24 protein-coding genes are annotated in these 23671 nt (G+C 31.7%); 10 read left to right on the top strand and 14 right to left on the bottom strand.

The annotated features are described in order from the left end of the window. Window positions 1-50: 50 nt before the first annotated feature. The 8 genes from Q0Q96_RS04540 (at window position 51) to Q0Q96_RS04505 (ending at window position 7620) form a co-directional block, all read left to right on the top strand. A complete protein-coding gene (locus Q0Q96_RS04540; RefSeq protein ID WP_293872045.1) occupies window positions 51-1019 on the top strand; it encodes a Gfo/Idh/MocA family oxidoreductase in 969 nt (322 codons plus the stop codon). Between the two features lie 52 nt (window positions 1020-1071). Next, complete coding sequence (locus Q0Q96_RS04535; RefSeq protein ID WP_293872044.1) at window positions 1072-1962, top strand: 3-hydroxyacyl-CoA dehydrogenase NAD-binding domain-containing protein; 891 nt, start codon at window positions 1072-1074, stop codon at window positions 1960-1962. A 249-nt stretch (window positions 1963-2211) separates the two neighbouring features. Beyond that, a complete protein-coding gene (locus Q0Q96_RS04530; RefSeq protein WP_293872043.1) occupies window positions 2212-3462 on the top strand; it encodes a DUF1015 domain-containing protein in 1251 nt (416 codons plus the stop codon). A 16-nt stretch (window positions 3463-3478) separates the two neighbouring features. Next, window positions 3479-3865 (top strand): hypothetical protein, encoded by a 387-nt coding sequence (locus tag Q0Q96_RS04525; RefSeq protein WP_293872042.1) that lies wholly within the window; start codon window positions 3479-3481, stop codon window positions 3863-3865. A gap of 2 nt (window positions 3866-3867) precedes the next feature. Then, on the top strand, window positions 3868-4530 hold the full coding sequence (locus tag Q0Q96_RS04520) for a YggS family pyridoxal phosphate-dependent enzyme (RefSeq protein WP_293872041.1): 663 nt from the start codon (window positions 3868-3870) through the stop codon (window positions 4528-4530). 71 nt (window positions 4531-4601) lie between these two features. Further along, complete coding sequence (locus Q0Q96_RS04515; RefSeq protein WP_293872040.1) at window positions 4602-5963, top strand: exonuclease domain-containing protein; 1362 nt, start codon at window positions 4602-4604, stop codon at window positions 5961-5963. Continuing rightward, entirely contained in the window at window positions 5960-6880 is a 921-nt protein-coding gene (gene miaA, locus Q0Q96_RS04510; RefSeq protein ID WP_293872039.1) for a tRNA (adenosine(37)-N6)-dimethylallyltransferase MiaA, read from the top strand. Before Q0Q96_RS04515 ends, miaA begins: the two co-directional genes overlap by 4 nt. Beyond that, complete coding sequence (locus Q0Q96_RS04505; RefSeq protein WP_293872038.1) at window positions 6880-7620, top strand: acyl-ACP thioesterase domain-containing protein; 741 nt, start codon at window positions 6880-6882, stop codon at window positions 7618-7620. Before miaA ends, Q0Q96_RS04505 begins: the two co-directional genes overlap by 1 nt. A 31-nt stretch (window positions 7621-7651) precedes the next feature. On the opposite strand, the gene Q0Q96_RS04500 is transcribed toward Q0Q96_RS04505, so the two are convergent. The 13 genes from Q0Q96_RS04500 to Q0Q96_RS04440 form a co-directional block, all read right to left on the bottom strand. Continuing rightward, entirely contained in the window at window positions 7652-8353 is a 702-nt protein-coding gene (locus tag Q0Q96_RS04500; protein WP_293872037.1) for a response regulator transcription factor, read from the bottom strand. A 13-nt stretch (window positions 8354-8366) separates the two neighbouring features. Then, a complete protein-coding gene (locus Q0Q96_RS04495; protein ID WP_293872036.1) occupies window positions 8367-9941 on the bottom strand; it encodes a HAMP domain-containing sensor histidine kinase in 1575 nt (524 codons plus the stop codon). Between the two features lie 70 nt (window positions 9942-10011). Continuing rightward, complete coding sequence (coaE, locus tag Q0Q96_RS04490; RefSeq protein ID WP_293872035.1) at window positions 10012-10596, bottom strand: dephospho-CoA kinase; 585 nt, start codon at window positions 10594-10596, stop codon at window positions 10012-10014. Beyond that, window positions 10593-11597 carry a glycosyltransferase gene (locus Q0Q96_RS04485; protein WP_293872034.1) on the bottom strand — a complete coding sequence of 335 codons (1005 nt, stop codon included), beginning with the start codon at window positions 11595-11597 and terminating at the stop codon, window positions 10593-10595. The genes coaE and Q0Q96_RS04485 overlap by 4 nt, the downstream gene beginning before the upstream one ends. Before the next feature lie 86 nt (window positions 11598-11683). Further along, entirely contained in the window at window positions 11684-13318 is a 1635-nt protein-coding gene (locus Q0Q96_RS04480) for a T9SS type A sorting domain-containing protein (protein WP_293872033.1), read from the bottom strand. Window positions 13319-13407: 89 nt separating this feature from the next. Further along, entirely contained in the window at window positions 13408-14610 is a 1203-nt protein-coding gene (fabV, locus tag Q0Q96_RS04475) for an enoyl-ACP reductase FabV (RefSeq protein ID WP_293872032.1), read from the bottom strand. 56 nt (window positions 14611-14666) lie between these two features. After that, window positions 14667-16319: a DNA repair protein RecN gene (gene recN, locus Q0Q96_RS04470; RefSeq protein WP_293872031.1), complete on the bottom strand. Its 1653-nt coding sequence runs from the start codon at window positions 16317-16319 to the stop codon at window positions 14667-14669. A 40-nt stretch (window positions 16320-16359) separates the two neighbouring features. Next, the gene (locus Q0Q96_RS04465) at window positions 16360-17247 is read right to left on the bottom strand and encodes a DUF4835 family protein (RefSeq protein WP_293872030.1); all 888 of its coding nucleotides are present in this window, start codon (window positions 17245-17247) and stop codon (window positions 16360-16362) included. Continuing rightward, entirely contained in the window at window positions 17231-18448 is a 1218-nt protein-coding gene (coaBC, locus tag Q0Q96_RS04460) for a bifunctional phosphopantothenoylcysteine decarboxylase/phosphopantothenate--cysteine ligase CoaBC (protein ID WP_293872029.1), read from the bottom strand. Before coaBC ends, Q0Q96_RS04465 begins: the two co-directional genes overlap by 17 nt. Before the next feature lie 5 nt (window positions 18449-18453). Beyond that, entirely contained in the window at window positions 18454-18774 is a 321-nt protein-coding gene (locus tag Q0Q96_RS04455; protein ID WP_121313610.1) for a DNA-directed RNA polymerase subunit omega, read from the bottom strand. A 7-nt stretch (window positions 18775-18781) separates the two neighbouring features. Beyond that, window positions 18782-19576 carry an outer membrane protein assembly factor BamD gene (bamD, locus tag Q0Q96_RS04450; protein WP_293872028.1) on the bottom strand — a complete coding sequence of 265 codons (795 nt, stop codon included), beginning with the start codon at window positions 19574-19576 and terminating at the stop codon, window positions 18782-18784. Window positions 19577-19684: 108 nt separating this feature from the next. Beyond that, window positions 19685-20569 (bottom strand): 4-hydroxy-tetrahydrodipicolinate synthase, encoded by an 885-nt coding sequence (dapA, locus tag Q0Q96_RS04445; protein WP_293872027.1) that lies wholly within the window; start codon window positions 20567-20569, stop codon window positions 19685-19687. Window position 20570: 1 nt separating this feature from the next. Continuing rightward, the gene (locus Q0Q96_RS04440) at window positions 20571-21089 is read right to left on the bottom strand and encodes a hypothetical protein (RefSeq protein ID WP_293872026.1); all 519 of its coding nucleotides are present in this window, start codon (window positions 21087-21089) and stop codon (window positions 20571-20573) included. Window positions 21090-21137: 48 nt separating this feature from the next. Here Q0Q96_RS04440 and Q0Q96_RS04435 point away from each other — a divergent pair, with 48 nt between their 5' ends. Together Q0Q96_RS04435 and Q0Q96_RS04430 are read left to right on the top strand one after the other, a co-directional pair. After that, a complete protein-coding gene (locus Q0Q96_RS04435; RefSeq protein ID WP_293872025.1) occupies window positions 21138-21941 on the top strand; it encodes a 5'-nucleotidase in 804 nt (267 codons plus the stop codon). A gap of 70 nt (window positions 21942-22011) precedes the next feature. Further along, window positions 22012-22929 (top strand): metallophosphatase, encoded by a 918-nt coding sequence (locus tag Q0Q96_RS04430; RefSeq protein ID WP_293872024.1) that lies wholly within the window; start codon window positions 22012-22014, stop codon window positions 22927-22929. Here the strand turns inward: Q0Q96_RS04430 and Q0Q96_RS04425 are convergent. Further along, the gene (locus Q0Q96_RS04425) at window positions 22903-23598 is read right to left on the bottom strand and encodes a lysoplasmalogenase family protein (protein ID WP_293872023.1); all 696 of its coding nucleotides are present in this window, start codon (window positions 23596-23598) and stop codon (window positions 22903-22905) included. The genes Q0Q96_RS04430 and Q0Q96_RS04425 overlap by 27 nt on opposite strands. Window positions 23599-23671 lie beyond the last annotated feature (73 nt).

Raw genomic sequence — 23671 nt, 5'->3', positions numbered from 1 at the left:
AATAAAAATAATAATCATTTTATTGTTATTTTTGTTCAAAATACTTTTATATGCTTAAAGTTGGCGTTTTAGGTGCTGGTCACCTCGGAAAAATACACTTACGATTATTACAACAATCAGACAAATACGAACTCGTTGGTTTTTACGACGAAAATCATGAAAATGGTGCTAAAATAGAAACTGAATTTGGATATAAACAATTTGATACTATTGCTAAATTAATCCATGCTGTTGATGTGATTGATATAGTCACTCCTACCCTTTCGCATTATAAATGTGCTAAAGTAGCAATCAAATCTGGTAAACATGTTTTTATTGAAAAACCTATTTCTACAACAGTTCAAGAAGCCGAAGAAATTATTGGTTTGGCAAAAGAATATCATATCAAAGGTCAAGTGGGACACGTAGAGCGTTTCAATCCTGCGTTTACAGCTGTGAAAGATATGATTGAAAATCCAATGTTTATTGAAACCCATCGATTGGCAGAATTTAATCCACGAGGTACTGATGTCCCTGTAGTTTTAGATTTGATGATTCATGATATTGATGCTATTTTGAGCGTTGTAAAATCGAAAGTAAAAGTAGTGCACGCTAGTGGTGTTTCAGTTTTGAGTCAGTCGCCCGATATTGCTAACGCCCGAATTGAATTTGAAAATGGCTGTGTTGCCAATATTACCTCAAGTAGAATCTCTATGAAAAATATGCGCAAATCGCGTTTCTTTCAAAAAGATGCGTACATCTCTGTTGATTATTTAGACAAAACCTGTGAAGTGGTAAAAATGAAAGAAGCGCCAGAAATTCCAGGAGATTTTGATATGATACTCCAAAATGCTGAAGGCAATCGCAAGCAAATTTATTTTAACAATCCAGAGGTAAGCCATAACAATGCTATTTTAGATGAATTAGAAACATTTGCCGATGCGATTAATCACAATACAACACCTATTGTAACTTTGGAAGACGGAACCGAAGCTTTGCGTGTGGCCTATATGATTATTGATTCGATGAACGAAAAATAGAATTTAGTGAAAGCACTTCAACAATTTTAATCTTTTAAACCAAATAAACATAATGAAAATAATAGCTGTAATAGGCGCAGGAACTATGGGTAACGGGATTGCTCACACTTTTGCACAAAACGGTTTTACTGTAAAACTTATTGATGTTTCCGAAAAATCATTAGAAAAAGGAATGGCAACTATTGCTTCCAATTTGGATAGAATGGTTACTAAAGGAACGATAACCGAAAAGGACAAACACAAAACTATCGGAAATATAATTACCTATACCGACATCAAAGACGGCGTTGTGGGAACTGATTTAGTGATTGAAGCTGCAACTGAAAATGTTGCTTTAAAACTTCAAATCTTTAAGCAGTTAAGTGACATTTGTGATTATAATGTAATTTTGGCAACCAATACTTCTTCTATTTCTATAACTCAAATTGCCGCTCAAGTCATGCATCCAGAACGTGTTATTGGGATGCACTTTATGAATCCGGTGCCAATTATGAAATTAGTCGAAATCATTCGCGGTTACTCTACTTCACACGAAGTGACAAAAATTATCATGGATTTATCTGTGAAACTTGGAAAAACTCCAACAGAAGTTAATGATTATCCTGGCTTTGTGGCCAACAGAATTTTGATGCCAATGATTAATGAATCTATCGAAACTTTATACAACGGTGTTGCTGGAGTAAGCGAAATTGATACTGTGATGAAACTTGGAATGGCACATCCCATGGGACCTTTGCAATTAGCAGATTTCATTGGTTTAGATGTTTGTCTTTCTATTTTAAATGTGCTATACGATGGATTTAAAAATCCAAAATATGCACCTTGCCCACTGCTTATCAATATGGTTATGGCAGGAAAACTTGGTGTAAAATCCGGGGAAGGATTTTATGATTACAGGGAAAACAAAAAAGCAGAAAAAGTTTCAAAACAATTTTTGAAGTAATAATTTCCTGCAAGGTTTCCAAAACCTTGTTGGTATCAAATTTTTAAAATAATGACAAATTTCAAAACATTAAAAAAAAGAATCTCGTGAAAGGTTACCAAAGCCAAGTAGGTATTTATTTTTAAGATAGTAATAAATTTAAATAATACTTACCAAAAAAACTTGTCCGTTTTAATAGAAAAAAATGGTCAAATAATTAATCTTTAAATCAAACCTACAAGGTTTTAAGAACCTTGCATGATAAACAAAATGAGCAAAATAATCCCTTTCAAAGCCATTCGTCCAACTCCTGACAAAGTGGGTTTGGTAACCTGCAGAAACTATGACGATTATAGTTCGGCAGAACTTGCTGCTTGGTTGAGTTTTAATCCGTATTCGTTTTTACATATAATCAATCCTGCATACATGCATTCGCAAAAGATTACTTTGGATAAACGTTTTAAAGGTGTGACGCATAAATATCAAGATTTTAAAGATGAAGGCGTTTTTATGGAAGAAGATAAACCTATTTTCTTTCTCTATGAAATTCAAACTAAAGTGCAGTCTTTCATTGGTTTTGTAGCCGGAACTTCAATTGAAGATTACAAAAATAATGTCATAAAAAGACACGAAGACACCTTGCAATATCGTGTAGAGTATTTTAAGGATTATTTGCATCAAACGGGTTTTAATACCGAACCTGTTTTAATTACCTATCCTGATAATGAAACCTTAAATACTTGGATTTCTGAAAAGAAAAAAAGCCAGCCAATTTATAATTATTCGACTACCAATAAAGAAAATCACCAACTTTGGAAAATAGACACCAATGAAGAAATTCAGTGGTTACAAAATCAATTTGAACAAATTCCAGAATTGTATATTGCTGATGGTCATCACCGCTCGGCTTCTGCTGAATTATTGCATGATGAAGATAAGCATTTGGGTAACCAAAATTTAAACTATTTCATGAGCTTTTTGATTGCCGAAAACAATGTTAAAATCTATGAATACAACCGAATAATTAGAGATTTAAACGGATTTTCAAAAGAAGATTTTCTCGAAAAGTTAGCCGAAAATTTCATCATCAAAGACAAAGAACAAGAACTCTGGAAACCACAAAGTAAGTTCGAATTCGGAATGTATCTCGATGGTAATTTTTATGCTTTATTTTATAAACAACCCAACAAATCTGTCACATCGAGCGCAGTCGAGATGCCCAATAATAAAAATATTCTTGAAAACCTCGATGCGCAGATTTTGTATGATAAAGTTTTACAACCACTACTTGGCATTGAAGATTTACGAAACGACGAACGCATTGAATACATTCCCGGAAAACAATCCATTTCGATTATAAAGGAGTTGGTAGATGAAGGCGAATTTGAAGTTGGATTTATGTTATTCCCGTCTGATATTATAGAAATCAAAGCCTTGGCGGACAACAATTTGATTATGCCTCCCAAAAGCACCTACATTGAACCGAAGTTTCGTAGTGGCTTGATAATTTATGAATTATAATTTAACACTTTTAAAAATGAAAAAACTACTTGTATTTTTGCTTCTATCTGGCGCTGTTTATTCGCAGAACATATTGAAAAAAGAAACAATTAATCAATATCTGTGTAAAACATGGATGGCGGATTATGCCATGATGGGCGGCTTGAAGGTAGAGAAAATGGGACAAATGAAGTCTTTGACCTATTCGTTTAAAGCGGATCATACTTATTTAGCCAACGGAACAGTAAGTGGCAAATGGCAATACAATTCGAAAAATAAAAATATAGAATTGTTCGCTGGTGATGTTTTAAAATCAACCATTACAACGTTAAAGAGTAAAAAAATGGTTATGGTTTTGAATGCAGATAAATCAGGTCCAAAAGAGATGAGTGCATTAGAAATTTATTTCAAGCAAAAAATGTAACAATGTCTATTCAACAAAATCTTTCTGAAATAAAATCTTCTTTACCAGAAAATGTTACACTTGTGGCGGTTTCTAAAACCAAACCTATTAGTGATTTGATGGAAGCTTACAATGCTGGACAACTAATTTTTGGTGAAAACAAAATCCAAGAAATGACCGAAAAATGGGAATCAATGCCCAAGGATATTCAGTGGCACATGATAGGTCATGTTCAATCCAATAAAGTCAAATATATGGCAGAATATGTGAGTTTGATTCACGGTGTTGATAGCTTTAAATTATTAGAAGAAATCAATAAACAAGCAAAAAAAAATCAACGAGTTATTAATTGTTTACTTCAAATTTATATTGCCGAAGAAGAAAGCAAATTTGGATTAGATGAATCCGAGTTAAATCAAATTTTAACTTCTGAAGAGTTCAAACAATTAAAAAATATTAACATTGTGGGTCTAATGGGAATTGCAACATTTACTGATAATCAGACACAAATAAAAATGGAATTTCAAAATTTAAAATTAATATTTGATAAATTCACAGTTCATAATTCACAATTCACAATCCTTTCCATGGGAATGTCAAGCGACTACAAACTTGCTATGGAATGTGGGAGCACGATGGTTAGGATTGGAAGTAGTATCTTTGGTGAAAGAAATTTAAAGATTTAAAAATTGAATGATTGAAAAAATCAAGTAAATTAATCTTTAAATTATTTAATTTTTAAATCTATAAATAATAATTGTACGCAATTCTCGACATAGAAACCACAGGAGGACAATTTAATGAAGAAGGCATAACCGAAATTGCAGTCTTTAAATTTGACGGTCACGAAATTATTGATCAATTTATTAGTTTGGTAAATCCCGAAAAGCCTATTCAACCCTTTGTAGTTAAATTGACGGGGATAAACAACGCTATGTTGCGATCTGCTCCGAAATTTTATGAAATTGCAAAACGAATTATTGAAATCACGAACGATTGTATCATAGTGGCGCACAACGCTTCCTTTGATTACAGAATTTTGAGAACTGAATTCACCCGATTAGGCTACGATTATATAAAACCAACACTTTGTACGGTAGAATTATCTCAAAAATTAATTCCAGGACAACTTTCGTATAGTTTAGGTAAATTAGTTCGTGCATTAGGAATTCCCGTTGCCGATAGACATCGTGCGAGCGGAGATGCAATGGCTACTGTGAAATTATTTAAAATGTTATTGGAAAAAGATGTTAAAAAGGAAATAATAATCAGCTTAATTAGAGCCGAAATTAAAAAAGGTTTAACTCCAAAACTACTCGACATTGTAGAAAGTTTACCCTCAAAAACTGGAATATATTATATCCACAACGAAAAAGGAGATTTGATATATATTGGCAAAAGTCGAAACATTAAAAAAAGAATCAATCAGCATTTTACAGGAATAACAAGAAAATGTAAAAAAATACAGCGCGAAGTTTTTGCAGTTACTTATGAAGTAACAGGTAGCGAACTGATTGCATTACTCAAAGAAAGCGAAGAAATAAAAATCAACAAACCTATTTATAACAGAGCGCAACGCAAAAGTATTTTTCAATGGGCATTATATTGTGAAAAAGATGAGAAAGGTTATCTAAATTTAAAATTGCAGAAAGCTGATGGTAGAAAAAAGGAAATAACGTCGTTTACTTCTATTCAGGAAGGTAAAAATTCGCTTTTAAAAATTACTGAAAAATATAAACTGTGTCAAAAATTAAATGGTTTATACGAAACCAAAAACGGCTGTTTTCAATACAAAATAAAGGAATGTTATGGTGCGTGTGTAGGCATAGAAACTCCTAAATTATATAATGAACGTGTTGAAGAATTTATGAGCGAAATGAAATTTGAAAATGACAATATGGTCATTGTAGAACGAGGACGAACGGTTGATCAACGCAGTGCTGTTTTGATTGAAAACGGAATCTACAAAGGCTATTGTTTTTATGATTTAAACTATCAAGTGAACAATATAGAAATCCTTAAAAATATCATTATACCAATGCAAAATAATCGTGATACAAGAACTATTATTCAAGGCTATTTAAGGCGAAATAAAGTCCTCAAGATTATTAAGTTTTGAATTACCTAATCACGATAATTGGTCCAACTGCTATAGGAAAAACTTCCTTGAGTATTGTGTTAGCGCAACATTTTGGATGTGATATTATTTCGTGTGATAGCCGTCAGTTTTATAAAGAAATGCGCATTGGAACGGCTGTTCCCAGCGATAAAGAGTTAGCTATAGTGACGCATCATTTTATTGAAAACAAATCTATTTTTGACAATTATACGGTAGGCGATTTTGAGAAAGAAACTATTGTAAAATTAAATGAATTATTTTTGAAAAATTCTATTCAAATCATGGTTGGTGGTTCTGGTTTGTATGTGAATGCAATACTCAAAGGCATAGACGATTTTCCAGAAATTGATAATTCTGTTCGTATTAAAATTAATGCTGATTTTGAACAGTTTGGCATTGATTATTTACAGCAAAAATTGAAAAAATTAGATTTAGATTATTATCATAAAATAAAAGTTGAAAACCCACAAACATTACAAAATCCGCAACGAATGAAGCGCTTTGTAGAAGTTTGTATCGCAACTGGAAAGCCATATTCTTCTTTTTTAAATCAAAAAAACAATCGACGAAACTTCACACCTATTATCATCGGGTTGGAGGCAAAAAGAGAAATTATGTATGATAGAATTGACCAGAGAGTTGATTTGATGATTACTAAAGGATTGTTTGCAGAAGCAGAAGGCTTGTTCAAAAACAAACAATTGAATGCGCTACAAACTGTTGGTTATAAAGAATTGTTTGATTTTTTTGAGAGTAAGACTTCATTAGATTTTGCAATTCAAGAAATCAAAAAAAACACTCGAAGATTTTCTAAAAGACAAATGACTTGGTTTAAAAAGACAGAAAAAGTACTTTGGTTTGATTATTTGACCAAGAGCGATGATATTATTAATAGTATTGAAAATACAATCAAGTAATGCCTATTTCAAAAAACTTTTCCTCTGTTTTGACCACAGAGTGGGAAATAAATTTTCTGCAATGTTATCCAAATGGGTTTTTGAAATACACCGATTTATGTAATATTTTGCAGCTCACTGCCAGTGTTCATGCAGAAATGGGCGGTATTAGTTTTAGTGATATGCAAATGCATCATCAAGCTTGGGTTTTGAGCAGGATGCGCATCGAGATACATCGCTTGCCAAAATGGAAAGATATTGTAACGGTTAAAACTTGGATTAATTCTTTGGAAAATTCACGTTCTATTCGCTGCATGGAACTGTACATTGGCGAGGAAAAAATTGTTGGATGTGAAACTTTTTGGGCTGTTTTTAATACGCAAAGTCGTCGTCCAGAGAGTTTAGCATTAGATCATCAACACTTTGAAAAGTATCCAGACCATAAAGCTACTGAAATTCAATTTTCTAAAATTGATACTACCGTTGCTAAAAATTTTATCACAAATAAAATAGTTTTACTTTCTGATTTGGACATTGTAAATCACGCAAACAGTGTAAAGTATTTAGAATGGTGTTTAGATTATGTAAGGCAAACACTGCTTTTAAATCAAGTTTTAAAAAGTTTTGAAATGAATTATTTAAAGGAAGTTTCACTGAACGAAACTATTTCTATCAGCCGAAGTATAGGCAAGAATCCAACTCTTTTTACTGTGAATACTTCAGATAAAGTTTGTTTTGCGTTACAACTTAATTGGAAATAAAAATGGCTCCAATTTCTTGAAGCCATTTTGCTTATTTTTTTACGACTAACCTAAATCCTTCGCCGTGAATATTCAAGATTTCTACATTTGGATCTTCTTTGATATATTTTCGTAGTTTGGCAATATAAACATCCATACTTCTCGAGGTAAAGTAATTATCTTCTCTCCAAATCTTGGTTAATGCTAATTCTCTAGGCATTAAATCATTTTCAAAAGTTGCCATCATTTTTAGTAATTCAGACTCTTTTGGTGACAATTTAATGGGTTCATTATTATCCAGTTTTAAATAACGTAATTTTGAATTCAAAAGAAATCTGCCTATTTGAAATTCAAATTTTGCAGGTTCGTTTTTATTTTCAGCCGCTTTTCTTTGAATGATTGCTTTGATTTTCATCAACAAAACATCTGAGTCGAATGGCTTGTTAAGGTAATCATCTGCACCAACTTTATAACCTTTTAATACATCTTCTTTCATTGATTTTGCAGTTAAGAAAATCAAAGGAATATCTTTATTTTTTTCTCTGATTTCTTTGGCTAGAGTATAACCGTCTTTATACGGCATCATAACATCCAAGATACACAAATCGAAATTATCTTTTTTAAATTTTTCAAAACCTTCCATGCCATTTTTGGCTAATGTAACATCAAAATCATTTAATGTTAGGAATTCTCTCAAAACTATACCAAAGTTTTGATCGTCTTCAACAAGTAATATTTTTTTATTATTTTCCATAGTAATTTTTATTTTAATTTATGAGTGGGACTTTAATTATAAATGTGCTTCCTTTTCCTTTTTCGCTTTCTACAAAAACTTGACTATTATGATCATCAACTATTCTTTTAACATAGGCTAATCCTAAACCGTGACCTTTTACATTATGCAGATCACCTGTGTGTTCTCGATAAAATTTTTCAAATATTCTTTTTTGCGCTACTTTGCTCATTCCAGAACCTTGATCTTTTATTTTAATAATGATAAACTCTTTTATATTTTCGGTTTCAATGCTTATGATTGGTTCGTTTGGAGAATATTTGATGGCATTGTCCAAAATATTAACAATTACATTTGTAAAATGAACATCGTTCAATAACACAGAAGTTCTTATTGCATTAAAATGTTTTGTGATAACACCTTTTCTATCTTCTATTATCAGATTTACATGCTCAATGGCATCATCAATAATATCATGAATATTGTTCGATTCTTTATTGATATCTAACTCTTTCTTCTCTAATTTAGAGATTCGAAGCACGTTTTCTACTTGTGCGTGCATGCGCTTATTTTCATCTTTAATCATCTGTAAATAACGAAACACTTTTTCTTTATCATCGATGACTTTTGGATTTTTTATAGCATCCAAGGCTAAATTGATAGTAGCTATGGGCGTTTTGAATTCGTGGGTCATATTGTTAATAAAATCAGTTTTGATTTCAGAAATCTGACGTTGCTTTATTAACTGATTCAACGCACTTGAATAGGCAATAATAATAATGAGCGTAAAAACAATTGATAATATACATATTCCTAATAGTTCCGAAAATAAAAACTTTTTCTTTTGAGGGAATGTCAACAGTAATTCGTATTTATGATTACCTTCATTATCAATAAAAATAGGTTTTGAATACGTGGATTGCCTATCATATTTGAATCGCTCCGTTTTTATCTTGGTAGCTAAACCATTGCTATACACATTAAATTCAAATGGTGTTTTAACTCCATATTCATTGAGTTCATCAAATAATAATTTTTGCAGTAAATCATTCGAAATTCTTTCTTGTATAGGTTTTGTTGCCGCAATATCTTTAAAAAACATTTCGAATTGTGCGCTTTCAAGTAAATCGTTACGACCAGATTTTTCTATTTTTATATCAGGAGAAACTTTTTTATTTGAATTATCTATATTGCCATTATAGATTTCAGTTTTTCTTTTTGAGGAGAAATTTTTAAGTTTAATACTATCTAACTTTTTATCAAAGAACGAAGAAGAAATTCCATAATCTTCTGAAATAATGCTGTTTGAATAAATTATAGTTTCATTAGTTCTGGAATCTCTTTGATAATATCCGAATTCTAAAAAATCACTTTTTTGAGGTGTTTTACCAGTACTATCTTTGAGGTGATTATACATTTCATAATAGGAATACCTTTCATGATTTTGTAATTTTTCAGCAACATTACCCAGAACCTGTTTAACGTGATATTTAAATTGTTCTTCGTTATTTTCGAAAGACTTATCAAACCAATAAACCTGAACTAGAATTATGCCGATTAAGGATAAACTCATCAAAATAACCAATAATCGGAAAAACAATTTATTCATTAAACAAATTTAGTATTTTAACATTTACACAATAAATACATTAACCAAATATTAACATCTTAATCATAAATTATTGATTTTGCAATTTTTTAAGAATTTGATTTATTTGATTATATGTTTCTTTAACAGAAATGTTGTGTATCACAAAATCACTTTTTGCAATTTTCTGTTCATCAGTCCATTGATTTTGAATTCTTTTCAAAATGTTTTCTCTTGAAGTTTTATCGCGTTCAACAACTCTCTGAATACGTGTTTCTAATGGGGCAATTATTGTAATTATTTTATCACAATATTTATAACTTCCACTTTCAAATAATATTGCCGCTTCTTTAAAAACAAACGGAAAATCAACATGCCTATTTAACCAGTTGTCAAAATGCTTTTTTACTAACGGGTGAATGATAGCGTTTAGAATTTGTAATTTATCAGGATTATTAAACACAATTTTTGAGAGTTTTTCTCGGTCTACAGAATTGTTTTCTAAAACTTCATTACCAAATGCAATTGCTATTTGTTGAACAACCCGTTGGTTATTCATTATATCCTTTGCCTCATTGTCAGCAATGTAAATTGGAAATCCTAATGAATTTATGTAATTAGCAACCAATGTTTTTCCGCTACCAATTCCGCCTGTTAAACCAATTATTTTTGTCATGATTTTACGTTAAAAAATAGTTCAGGAAAGGCTTCTTCAGGTTTTTGCTTTAATAAAATAATTTTTAAATAGGACTTTAAAAAACCGATTCCGTAACCAAAGAATTGAATGTTGACCGCAATTACAGTAAGATATGCGATTTTAAAACTCTTTAATTGAATACTAGCTAAAATAAATAACACTAGATAATATATTGTAAAAAACACCAGTGGAAATTGTATTCCAAATAGAAATAAAAGTACCGATATAAAAAAAGCTACAGTATAAAAAGTTGGAAATAAGAATGTTAATTTACTATATTCTGGATGCCAACTATTTAAAATGGGTCTTGCTTTTCCAAATTTTGAAACCTGCAAATAAAATTTATTCCAATCAATTCTTCGTTTATGATATACAAATGCTTTTGTGAAAAGTTTAGTTTCAAAACCTAATTTCCATAACCTGATGGATAAATCTGGATCTTCACCAGGATGAATAGTTCCAAATCCATGTGATGCTTCAAATGCTTTTTTTGAAATTCCCATGTTGAAACTTCTAGGTTGAAATTTGCTAATTTTTTCAGAACCACCACGAATGCCACCAGTGGTTAAAAACGAAGTCATCGCAAAATTAATTGCTTTCTGAACATCGGAAAAGGATTCTAAAGCCGCATCAGAACCACCATAACAATCTACGTAATTTAATGTAAGTTCATTTTCAACGTTTGTTAGATACTGTTTAGGAATAATACAATCGGAATCAAAGATTATAAAGTAATCTCCTTTTGCCCGCTTCATGCCATAATTTCGAGAATCTCCTGGACCTGAATTCTCTTTAAAATAATAAGAAATATTAAGTTTGTCTTTAAAACTGTTTACTTCATTTTTACAAGGAATTGAAGAACCATCTTCTACAATAACAATTTCGTATTCTTTGTGGTAATCACAAATTAAAAGGCTCTCTAAAAGCTCCTTAATTTCGTCGGGTCTGTTGTAAACGGGTATAATAATCGAAAAGTACATAACTTTCATTTTGACAAAGATACGTTTTTGCTCAAAAAAAAACCATCAGCTGTAACTGATGGTTTTGAATGATAAATTTGTTTTAATTATTCTTTAATTACTTTAATAGTTTTTACTTGACCGTTTGCAGTTACTCGAACTACATAAGCACCCGTTGATAAATTTGACATATCAACTTGAGCCGAATTACTATCATATCTGTTTGAAACAACTTTTTGTCCCAATAAATTGTAGACTTCAACATTTGAAATTTCTTGATTATAAGATAAATTCAACACGTCTTTCACCGGATTTGGATAGAGCGAGAAATTAGTGTTATCAAATGAACTGTTTCCTAATGAAGCATCATAAGCAGAAATTTTAAATGTACCTGCTGCGCCATTGTAACCAAAAGCTCTTACTAAAATGGTAGCTCCAGCAGTTTGTCCTGTTAGGATTAATTTAGAATATGGAAGTGTTGATGGTGGTCCGATATTTTCATCATTACAGCCTACGTCAACTAAAGCGGAACAGTTGCCAGTGTAAGCATTTATAACTGTATCTAAAGAAGTTCCCGAGATAGCTGTTTCAAGTGTGACTGACCCAGAAGCGGGAATTACCACACTAAACCAAACATCCTTACCAACAGTGGTGAAATTAAAAGCACCACAATTTGGATTTGGAGTTTCAGAACTTAAAGTAGCACCTAAATTTGTCGTATTAACAGCATTGTCGTTAAAAACACCTCCTACAGTTAGTGGAGTTGGACTTGAACATGTGTCATTGGCAGGAACTGGTGGTGGAGTTACCGTTAGAACACCACTTAATTTTGTGGTTCCATTCCAAAAACCGTCGTTTGTTCCACCGTAAACATACGCTCCTCCGTTTAGTTGAAATCTTGTTGCATAATAATATGTACCAGGAGTCAAATTAGAACCAATATTTGCTTGATATTCATCATTGTTACCTACACTACCTGAGTTCCACGTAGCAGGTACCCATGTTGTCCATGTGTTTGGATTGGTATCTGTAGCATTGTAACCTACCCATGCATTAATTCCTGGAGCTTGACCAACAATATTTGGTGCTACATCTGTCAGACCTCCTTTGTAAACTTGTCCATAAACAGTAACACTCGCTCCTTGCGCAATGGTTGCCGTGAAAGGATATTGCAAATTGGCAAAATCTGGTAAATCAGGAGGAAGAGCAGCAACTACTAAAGTATAGTCTTCTGCTTGTCCATAACCGGTTCCTGTTTGACAAGAAGTTCCATAAGCTCCAAATCGTTTAATTACTCTCATTCTAGTATTTCCTGTCATTGCCGTTGGAGGAACTGTGATGTTGCCTACTAATTGAATTGCATCAGCTCCAGTGGAATTTGCTATTGTTCCAATATCATAAGATTCTCCCGCATCAGTAAAATTATTGTTATGATTCCAATCAACATAAACTCTTAAATAGGTTGTAAAGTTTCCATCTGTATTACCCTTTAAGGTAATCGTATAAGAACTTCCTGCCGTAACGTTCCCAGAAATAGCGGTATAATCCTCATGTGCGATAATGGTAGTTCCGTTGTCTAGGCCTACAAGCGCAGAAGTTGAATTATTAATCCCAGCAAAATTAACCAGTGTGATCGGTTCCACATTAGAAGTATAAGTCATTGGACCACAATAAGGCAATGGAAATTGCGCAAAACCCGAATAACTGACTAGTGTCAATAGTAATAAAGTAATTTTTTTCATGTTTTTATATTTTAAAAATTAATTGCATAAAAGTAGCTATAAATAAAAAAACTCACAAATAAATAGTGAGTTTTTGCAGCAATAAATTATCAACAAGTTAGTTTTTTTATGCTAGGTATAAATTTTAATTCATTGGCTTCAGCCGTATAATCAACTTTTTGAACCCCAAAACCAAAGAGATTCAGAAAATCTTGTTTGTATCCAGCTAAATCACCAATTTCGGTTAAATTTTCAGAAGTTGCTTTCTCCCACAAGGTTTTTATTTTTTCTTGTACATCTGGTCTCATTTCCCAATCGTCAATTCTTATCCTTCCCTTTTCGTCCGTAGGAATTTCTTTGCCTGTATAAAGTCGTTGTTCAAACAATCGTTGAATTTGTTCGATACATCCTTCATGAATTCCATGGTCTTTCATAATTTTATATAATAACGAAATATATAACGGTATAACAGGAATGGCTGAACTGGCTTGCGTTACCAATGCCTTATTTACAGAAACATAGCCTTTACCGTTCAATGATTTTAGACTATCGGTTATTTTGAAAGCAGTAGCTTCTAAATCGTCTTTCGCACGACCAATCGTTCCTTTTCTGTACACTGCTTCAGTAACTTCAGGTCCGATATAAGAATAAGCAATTGTGGTTATTCCTTTGGCTAAAACTCCCGCAGTTTTTAAAGCATCCATCCACATTGCCCAATCTTCACCACCCATAACCACAACGGTATTGTCAATATCGTCCTGATTTGCTGGTTCAATAGTCACTTTTGAAACAATTCCCGTATGAAAATCAACTGTTTTGTTTGAAAATGTTTGCCCAATTGGTTTCAAAATCGAGCGATGTAAAACATTAGTTATGGGATGCATCCTCACAGGCGAAGCCAAACTATAAATTACCATATCAATTTGTCCTAAATCGGCTTTAATTAAATCAATAGTTTGTTGCTTAATTTCATTGGAAAAAGCATCTCCATTGATACTTTTTGCGTACAAACCCGCTTTTGCTGCTTCGTTTTCAAATGCTGCCGAATTATACCAACCCGGTGTGGCAGTTTTTCCCTCTGTTGGTGGCTTTTCGAAGAAAACTCCTATGGTAGCAGCACCCGAACCAAATGCACTTGTTATTCTTGAAGCCAAACCAAAACCGGTTGAAGCGCCTATAACCAATACTTTTTTGGCACCATCTATAACACCTTTTGACTTGACATATTCAATTTGATTTTTAACATTTTGAGCACAACCATCGGGATGAGCAGTCAAACAAATAAATCCACGCATTCTTGGTTCGATAATCATAAGGTTTGTAATTTTAAATTAGTTTTATTGAGTTACAAAAGTACTAAATTCGAGTTTCAATTTAATAAAGCTTTGGCATGATTCCTTGCCGAATCGGAAATATCTTTTCCTGAAAGCATTTCGGCAATCTCCGTTATTCTTTCATCAGTGGTTAATAATTTTAATTCAGAAACCGTATTTTCACCGTGTACAGTTTTGAAAACTTTGTAATGATTATTTCCTTTGGCAGCAATTTGCGGTAAATGTGTAATTGCAAAAACCTGCATTGTTTTGCTCATTTCGTTCATAATTTCACCCATCTTATTAGCTATTTCGCCTGAAACACCAGTATCTATTTCATCAAAAATAATCGTTGGTAGTCTTGAATATTGTGATAAAATAGATTTCACAGCCAGCATAATCCTGGACATTTCACCTCCAGAAGCTACCTTTTTCAAAAGTCCAAAATCAGTTCCTTTATTGGCAGAAAATAAAAACTGAATAGTATCTTTACCGTTGTGTTGATAAACTTTTGAAGCATTAATATCAATTTTAAATCGAACGTTTGGCATTCCTAATTGATGCAGTATTAGTATTAATTTTTGACTTAAATCGGGCACAGTTTCACTCCTACTTTTGCTAATTTTAATAGCAATAGCATCTAACAAGTGTTCAAATTCTTTTACATTATCAGTATAAGTTTCTATTTCTTCTTCTAATACAGCTACCGAAATGACTTTGCTTTCCAACTCGTTTTTAATTTCAAGTAATTCCTCTACGGTTTGGACCTGATGCTTTTTCTGCAAATTGTAAATTAGTTGTAGTTTTAGATTGACTTCTTCTAGTTTTTCTGGATCATTGAAAACCAATTCCGATTCGCGATTCACTTCTTTGACTAGATCATCAAATTCAATTACAATAGAATTAGTTCGTTCAAAAAGCGAATGATAATCAAGCGAAAAATTACTGTTCTTTTGAAGTATTGTTTTAAATTCTTTTAAATTTTTTAGCAAACCGAACTGCTCTTGATGGGCTAAATTCAAAAGAGTTGAAAGATTTTCTTTAATGAATTCTATGTTATTTAAAGCTTCATAGGTTTTTTCTAATGCTTCTAATTCGCCTGATTTTAAATTTGCCGTTTCCAATTCGGTGTACAAAAATTCGTTATAATCTTTTTCTTTTAAAATGGCTGAAAGATTCGTTTTTTTGGTTTCTAAAGATGATTTTGTATATCGGTACTTTTTTAAAACGGCTTGGTATTCTGATATTAACGTGGTATTATTGGCAATAGCATCTATAATTTTGAACTGAAATTCTTCGTCTGATAATTCCAAAGTTTGATGTTGTGAATGAACATCAACGAGGTAAAAACTTAAATCTTGTAATTGTTGTAAATTAACAGGACTATCATTGATAAAAGCTCTGGATTTTCCGGAAGGTAAAATTTCTCTTCTAATGATAGTTTCGTTTTCATAATCTAAATCATTAGATACAAAAAACGGTTTTAAATTGTATTTTCCAATAGAAAAATTGGCTTCAACGATACATTTTTCTTCTTTATTTTTTAATGAAGTCAAGTCGGATCGTTTTCCCAAAATTAAACCTAAAGCACCTAGAAGTATCGATTTTCCTGCTCCAGTTTCGCCTGTTATAATTGAAAATCCTTTAGAAAAATCAATGTTTAATTTTTCAATTAATGCAAAATTTTCTATAGATAACGATGTAATCATATAAAGGAAATCAAGAAAAACTTGTTTAGTAAAGCAGTAATTATAACTTAATAGCAGCCCATTTACTCACATTGAGTGGAGATAATTTATTCAAAGTATCTATCGTTTCAGGTGTTACAATTTTTGGACCTCCTGATAAAATAGAAACAATCTCATCTACTTTGGCATCAAAAAAAACTCTGGTTAAAAAGGCATTCGGTCGCACTGCGTATAACTTTGAAAGGGTTCCAATGGAACCTATAATCTTTTCTTTTGCCGTTTTTAAATCCGAATACATAGTGTCTAATCCATCTCTATGATATTGGTACAAAGCTTCTCTATAAGCATTAAAAGTTCCCGATAAAACATCAGTGACTAAATAATATCTATTTTGATTTCCATCAGATTGACTCCATCCTTTATAGCCCCCTTGTTGTGCAACCGTCATTATTTGTTGTGCGATTTCATAATTTTTATTTCCACTAGATAATGCATACGTATCGGCATCAAAACCAAGAATCATATAACTATAATAGGCTAAAACAGAAACGAGATTGGAATCAAAATTGGAAGGATTGAATTGTAAATTTTCAAATTCAATATAGCGAAAGTTGAAATCATTGTCATTATAATTGAACACTGGCGTAGCATAGGTTGAATTGAAAATTGGTCGGGTGGATTGAACTTGTAAAGTGGCTGTAAACTGATTAGAATCGTAACTATTTATAATAACTACCATCGAACAATTAATTTTTTCATTTACTTTATAATCTTCGCCTGTCCAATCGGTTTTATTCACAAAATCACTTATTGAATTTTTTAAGTTTTTAAAAATCTGATTGTTGGTCGTTGGTACTTTATCAGAATTGATTTGAACGGTACAATTTAATTGCTGGGCTTGAATTACTCCGATAAAAAACAAAAAAAGTATATTAACTATTTTTTTCATAATGTGAGATTACTTTGTTCATGATATCATTTGCGACTAATAATTTAGATTTTAAAGTCATGGGTTCAACATTAAAATCCTTATCTATGAAAATAATTTTGTTAGTTGATTTTCCAAAACCAGCACCTTCATCTTGAAGCGAATTTAAAACAATCAAATCTAGGTTTTTTTTATGAATTTTCAACTTGGCGTTTTCAATTTCGTTTTCTGTTTCTAAAGCGAAGCCAATTAAAAATTGATTTTGCTTTATTTCCCCCATCGAAGCCAGTATATCTTGTGTTTTTTCGAGTTCGATACTCAATGTTGCATCTCTTTTTTTTATCTTTTGCGTTGCCACTAATTTGGGTGTATAATCTGCCACGGCTGCTGCACAAATGACAACATCACTCGAATTAAAATATTCATGACAGGCAACATACATTTCTTGGGCAGAGATAACTCGTATCAAATTAATATTTGCATCTGAAACCGATAAATGTGTTGGACCCGAAATTAAAGTTACCGAGGCGCCAAGATTTGCTGCGCTCGAAGCTATATCAAACCCCATTTGTCCTGATGAATGATTGCCTATAAACCGGACTGGATCTATAGCTTCGTGAGTTGGTCCCGCAGTAATTAAGATTTTTTTTCCTTGTAATGGTAATTTACTCTCTAAATCCTTTTCTAAAAAAATGATAATGTTTTCAGGTTCGGCCATTCTTCCTTCTCCCGATAATCCACTGGCTAATTCTCCTTTTTCAGCTGGAATGATTGTATTTCCAAACTGTTTTAATAAATTAAAACTCGAAATAGTTGATGGATGTTTATACATATCCAAATCCATTGCCGGTGCAAAATACACTGGACATTTTGCCGATAAATAAGTTGCAATTAAAAGGTTGTCGCAAGTGCCATTTGCCATTTTGGACAACGTGTCAGCAGTTGCTGGCGCAATAATCATCAAATCTCCCCAAAGTCCTAGTTCGACATGATTATTCCAAAGTGCATTTTCGTCCTCTTCGTTATAAAAAGTAGAATGAACAGGATTTTTAGAAAGTGTAGATAAGGTTAACGGTGTTACGAAGTCTTTAGAAGAAGGTGTCATTATAACTTGTACATGTGCACCTGCTTTTATAAATAATCGGACTAACGATGCTGTTTTGTAAGCGGCAATTCCAGCAGAAATTCCCAGCACTATTTTTTTACCACTTAAAACAGACATTTTTACTAGTCTTTTGTAGTGTCTCTGTAGTATATTTTGTCGTCAAGCCATTCTTGAACAGCCAGCGCGTGAGGTTTTGGTAATTTCTCGTAGTATTTAGAAACTTCAATTTGTTCTTTGTTTTCAAAGATTTCCTCAAGACTATCGTTGTAAGTGGCAAACTCTTCTAGTTTTTCAGTCAATTCTTTTTTAATTTCTGAATTTATTTGGTTTGCTCTTTTAGCCATTATCGTAATTGCCTCGTAAACATTGCCCGTACGTTCTTCGATCACAGTTTTGTTGTAAGTAATTGTGTTTACGGGTGCATTCGTCTTTTTTAAATCCATGACTTTTTTATTTAGAAAATTGTTTTAAATCGTTATCAATTCTGGCTAACATTTGGTCAGCTTTATTTTTAAATTCCGTATCCGCTTTAAATTTCATTAAAACTTGGTAGGCTGTTTTAGCATTTTCAAGTCTTTCTTTCATTTTAGTGGGAACACTATTAATCGCCAATGAATATGCAGAGTCTAATTTATAATAAAGTGCTTTTTCTTTATAAGGCGTTCCTGGAAAATTAATCATGAAATTATCAAAAGCTACCATCGCCGCTTTATAATTGGAAACAGTGTTGTAAATTTTAGCATTTTCAAAAGCTTTCTTTTCCAATTTTTCTCTCAACATTTTAACTAATGAATTTGCCTCTACAATATTTTTCCCATCTGGATAGGTATCAATATAATTTTGAAGTTTATCAATCGCTTTGTTGGTATCTGTTTGATCTAAACTGTATATTGGTGATAAGAAAGTAAATGATTTTGCTCCTAAAAAAGAAGTTTCTTCTATTTTTTCACTTTTAGGATAACTTGCTACAAAACTTTCAAATTGATAGCCCGCTAAATAATATTGATTTGTTATATATAATGCTTGTGAATACATGTAAAACATTTTTTCAGCTGATGCCTTTCCTTTGTTTGCTGGAGCAATTTGTTCAAAAAGCCTGATAGCTTTGCCATATTTTTTGGAATCATACATTTTGGTTGCTGATGCAAACTTGAGGGCTACATCTTCTGATTTTAATGCTCTTTGATAATCGCTGCAAGAAATTAAGAATAATACAACAGCAAATAAGACTAAAAATTTCTTCATTTTTTTATTTAATTCAGATGATTTTAAACAGTTTCTGTGTCTAAAAAACCAACTGCAAATTTAGTTATTAATTGTTGATAACAAAATATTTTTTTTACTTAAAAAAAACTACATTTTCGAAATTTTGTTGGTAAAATCATGAATTCGATTTGCCAAATCTGCGTCAGTGTTTACGAGCGGCAAACGAACTGTATTTTCAGATAATCCCAATGAATAAAAGACTTCTTTGATTCCGGCGGGGTTTCCTTGTTCGAATATTAAGTCAATACAATCCGCTAAAAGGTAATGCAATTTATAAGCTTCTTCTACCCTTTTATTCAAACCAAGATGAACCATTTCTGAAAATTGTTTTGGAAAACCTTCTGCAAGTACAGAAATAACTCCCGCGCCGCCAGCCAAAATCATTGGTAAAGTTATCATATCATCTCCCGATATTACTAAAAAATCTTTTGGTTTATTTTGTATCAATTTCATGGCTTGCACAATATCTCCTGCTGCTTCTTTGACCGCAATAATATTTTTAAAATCGGTTGCTAATCGTATAATAGTTGATGGCAACATGTTACTAGCAGTTCTTCCTGGTACATTGTACAATATTATAGGTAGAGGCGATGCTTCTGAAATGGCTTTAAAATGTTGGTAGATACCTTCTTGTGTGGGTTTGTTGTAATAAGGTGAAACAGAAAGCAGCGCAACAAAATCTGAAAAATTACCTGATTTCAGTTCTTGAACTACTTCCTGTGTATTATTACTTCCAACTCCGAGAACTAAAGGTAATCGTCCTTTGTTTGAATCAACAATTGTTTTTATAATTAATTCTTTTTCTATTTTGGAAAGTGTAGCACTTTCGGCAGTTGTGCCAAGAACAACTAAGTAATCAATTCCGTTATCAATCTGAAAATTTACTATAGCTTTTAAAGCATCTACATCTACAGAAAAATCTTTTTTGAAGGGTGTTACAAGCGCGACTCCTGTACCTATTAATGATAACATATTATATTTTGTTTAAAATTTTTAAATATTTGAATAATTCATCCATAAAAACTTTATAATTTTCGGCATTTGTATTAATCATAAAATGGTTTAATCGCTTGTCAACAGTTGCAAAACCAACTTTGAAACTTGCTTTGGATAAATGAGATACCAAAAGTAAAGCAACTTTTTCGGTATCGTAATAATTAATCAATAAATCAAAAGGTGCTTTTACAAACTCTTTTACTTCTTTCTTATCAATTGTCCCGCGCCAACTCAAATCTTTATTGCTAAAAACTGGATATTCAAACGTTTCATTCTTTTTTAATTTGTCTTTATAAACCAGAATTTTAATATCCTTTTCCTCAATCTTATTTTCGGTTAATGCATGAACTAGAGCTTCCTTTTCATAAAAATAGCTTTCATCAAAAATAATCCCAACGGTTTTAATTACACTGTCTGACGGCACATGCCTAACATTGGATAAACTATTTTTAACAATTTTATTTGTTGAAAAATTCTTGATGTAATTTAAAAACATAGTACTTTTACTTGATTTACAAATTTACTAAAATTAGTACCTAAAGCGATGGTAAAACTAAAAAACTATGACGGTGTAGTAAAGCATTTTGTTTTATTATTAACATTTGCGGTGTTCACATCTTGCATCGAGAAAAAATGTACTTTAGTTAAAATTGAGGGGAAACAAATTGGTATTACCAATAAAAATACAGAGATTTCTACCCAGAAAGCAAGCCAACAAGTACAGCAAATTGAAAACTTTATAAAACCTTATCGAACAAAAATTGATGCCGATTTAAACATTGTTTTATCCAATGCTCCAGAAACTATAGATAAATCAGGCGTATGGCAGACTCCAATGGGTAATCTTTTAGCCGATATTACTTTTGACAAATCGAATAAGGTTTTTCAAATGAGAGAACATTTAGCTGTTGATATTTGTGTTTTAAATCATGGCGGAATTCGAACTATAATTCCCAAAGGTGACGTCACCGCAAGGAATGCTTATGAAATTATGCCTTTCGAAAATAGTGCTGTCGTGGTTGCGCTAAAGGGAGCACAAGTTTTGGAAATTGCAAACTATGTTATTTCAGAAAAAAAACCACATCCATTACGAGGTATGAAGTTTACGATTGATAAAAATAATCAAGCAGTAGCTATTTTAGTTGGCGAAAGCGCACTAGATCTTAATAAAATATATTATGTAGCAACATCTGATTATTTATCATATGGGAATGATAATATGCTTTTTTTTAAAAAAGGGATTCATAAATATGATTTACAATACAAACTTCGGAATATGATTATTGATTATTTCAAAGAAAATAAATTCATCGAGGCTAATAAAGACATTCGAATTATAAAAGAATAGTTAACAATATTTCGGCATTTATAAGTGGTGAACTTCTGAAATAAATTCACAAGAAAAAAATTGAATATAAATGAAAAGAAGAAATTTTATCCAAAAAACAGCAGCAAGTTCAGTGTTTTTGGGACTTGGAGGATTATCATTAAGTAGTTTTACCACGTTAAATACAAAGCATTTAACGATACTTCACACCAATGATGTTCACAGTTATATTGATCCTTTTCCTCCAAATCATCCAAAGAATCCTAATATGGGTGGCGTGGCAAGAAGGGCAACTATTATTGAAACCATCAGAAATGAAAATTCTAATGTTTTATTGCTTGATGCTGGTGATATTTTCCAAGGAACACCTTATTTTAATTACTATGGTGGCGAATTAGAATTCAAACTGATGAGCATGATGAAGTATGATTTGGCAACCATTGGCAATCACGACTTTGACAACGGTATTGAGGGTTTATACAAGCAATTGCCGAATGCAAATTTTGAATTTGTTTCCGCCAATTATGATTTCAAGAACACGATTATGGATGGACATGTAAAACCTTATAAAATTTTTCATAAGGCAGGAATCAAGGTAGGTGTTTTTGGACTTGGAATAAACCTTGATGGTTTAGTTGATAAGAGAAATTTTAAAGAAACTGTTTATAATAATTCCATTGATATTGCTCAAGATATGAGCCGCATATTGAAGTATGAAGAAAAATGTGATTTAGTGATTTGTCTATCACATATTGGTTACAAATACAAAGACGAACCCGATAAAATTTGCGATACCAAATTAGCAGGTTTGACAAAAAATATTGATCTAATTATTGGGGGTCATACACACACCTTTCTTGATAAACCTACTATTTTAAATAATGCTGAAGGCAAAGAAGTTTTGGTCAATCAAGTAGGTTGTTATGGTGTAAACCTTGGTCGAATTGATTTTTATTTTGATGATGAAAAGAGCAGAGTGTCATCAGGAAAGTCTATTATTATAGTTTGATTTTTCAGAAGTGACAACATATTTATACAATGAGAAAAAGGCTAATGCATTCAATGTCATAGCAGTTGGTCTAAAAAATTCTTGGTATTCATTGGTCAAAAAGTACTTTTCTACAAAAACTACAAATTGTAGCATCACAAATAGCAGTGCACTAATCAACAAAATAGAGTTCTGTTTAGAGTCATTCATGACATAGCTGGCAAGTGCAATACCCGTAAGAACTGAAATTAATATATTTTGAATAATAATGACGTAAAAACTATTTTCGGGTATTTCAGATGTTTCTGTAAACAAATAAAAAAAGATTAGCAAGAAGGGTGAAGTTGCAATTATTATAGGAATATAATCGATAAATTTTTGAAGAGAAAGTATGAGATAGATGCATATAATACGATGTATAGTAAAGACAATAATACCATAAAACAAATAGGTCGGCGTATTAGGAATAAAAAGTATGTTGGTCAATGAGGACAAAAGTAAAACGATAATAAACATTACATTTTTTCTTTCGGAATCTATATAATAAATGATAATTAGGAATACAGGTAATAACGGTTTAAGTATACAGATAATGGATTTATTAACAAAATATTCTGCAATAATTTCAAAAATTGCTATGACAAAATAACATAGTGTTAGTTTATATATTACGTTTATTTTATTAGCCATCTTTAGTGAATTTATGATTAGGTTATTTTTTAATATCCATATTTATAAGATAAATTAGGACTAAAAATAGATT

The organism is Flavobacterium sp., assembly GCF_025352015.1.
In the GTDB taxonomy this organism is placed as follows: Bacteria; Bacteroidota; Bacteroidia; order Flavobacteriales; family Flavobacteriaceae; genus Flavobacterium.
Note: the sequence above shows the minus strand (reverse complement) of the source record. Positions and strands in the feature narration are given on the sequence as shown.

Bases quoted from the DNA above. Each gene is read 5' to 3' on its own strand.
- Q0Q96_RS04540 (WP_293872045.1), top strand. From the start codon at position 51: ATGCTTAAAGTTGGCGTTTTAGGTGCTGGTCACCTCGGAAAAATACAC.
- Q0Q96_RS04535 (WP_293872044.1), top strand. From the start codon at position 1,072: ATGAAAATAATAGCTGTAATAGGCGCAGGAACTATGGGTAACGGGATT.
- Q0Q96_RS04530 (WP_293872043.1), top strand. From the start codon at position 2,212: ATGAGCAAAATAATCCCTTTCAAAGCCATTCGTCCAACTCCTGACAAA.
- Q0Q96_RS04525 (WP_293872042.1), top strand. From the start codon at position 3,479: ATGAAAAAACTACTTGTATTTTTGCTTCTATCTGGCGCTGTTTATTCG.
- Q0Q96_RS04520 (WP_293872041.1), top strand. From the start codon at position 3,868: ATGTCTATTCAACAAAATCTTTCTGAAATAAAATCTTCTTTACCAGAA.
- Q0Q96_RS04505 (WP_293872038.1), top strand. From the start codon at position 6,880: ATGCCTATTTCAAAAAACTTTTCCTCTGTTTTGACCACAGAGTGGGAA.
- Q0Q96_RS04500 (WP_293872037.1), bottom strand. From the start codon at position 8,353: ATGGAAAATAATAAAAAAATATTACTTGTTGAAGACGATCAAAACTTT.
- Q0Q96_RS04495 (WP_293872036.1), bottom strand. From the start codon at position 9,941: ATGAATAAATTGTTTTTCCGATTATTGGTTATTTTGATGAGTTTATCC.
- coaE (WP_293872035.1), bottom strand. From the start codon at position 10,596: ATGACAAAAATAATTGGTTTAACAGGCGGAATTGGTAGCGGAAAAACA.
- Q0Q96_RS04485 (WP_293872034.1), bottom strand. From the start codon at position 11,597: ATGTACTTTTCGATTATTATACCCGTTTACAACAGACCCGACGAAATT.
- Q0Q96_RS04480 (WP_293872033.1), bottom strand. From the start codon at position 13,318: ATGAAAAAAATTACTTTATTACTATTGACACTAGTCAGTTATTCGGGT.
- fabV (WP_293872032.1), bottom strand. From the start codon at position 14,610: ATGATTATCGAACCAAGAATGCGTGGATTTATTTGTTTGACTGCTCAT.
- recN (WP_293872031.1), bottom strand. From the start codon at position 16,319: ATGATTACATCGTTATCTATAGAAAATTTTGCATTAATTGAAAAATTA.
- Q0Q96_RS04465 (WP_293872030.1), bottom strand. From the start codon at position 17,247: ATGAAAAAAATAGTTAATATACTTTTTTTGTTTTTTATCGGAGTAATT.
- coaBC (WP_293872029.1), bottom strand. From the start codon at position 18,448: ATGTCTGTTTTAAGTGGTAAAAAAATAGTGCTGGGAATTTCTGCTGGA.
- Q0Q96_RS04455 (WP_121313610.1), bottom strand. From the start codon at position 18,774: ATGGATTTAAAAAAGACGAATGCACCCGTAAACACAATTACTTACAAC.
- bamD (WP_293872028.1), bottom strand. From the start codon at position 19,576: ATGAAGAAATTTTTAGTCTTATTTGCTGTTGTATTATTCTTAATTTCT.
- dapA (WP_293872027.1), bottom strand. From the start codon at position 20,569: ATGTTATCATTAATAGGTACAGGAGTCGCGCTTGTAACACCCTTCAAA.
- Q0Q96_RS04440 (WP_293872026.1), bottom strand. From the start codon at position 21,089: ATGTTTTTAAATTACATCAAGAATTTTTCAACAAATAAAATTGTTAAA.
- Q0Q96_RS04435 (WP_293872025.1), top strand. From the start codon at position 21,138: ATGGTAAAACTAAAAAACTATGACGGTGTAGTAAAGCATTTTGTTTTA.
- Q0Q96_RS04430 (WP_293872024.1), top strand. From the start codon at position 22,012: ATGAAAAGAAGAAATTTTATCCAAAAAACAGCAGCAAGTTCAGTGTTT.
- Q0Q96_RS04425 (WP_293872023.1), bottom strand. From the start codon at position 23,598: ATGGCTAATAAAATAAACGTAATATATAAACTAACACTATGTTATTTT.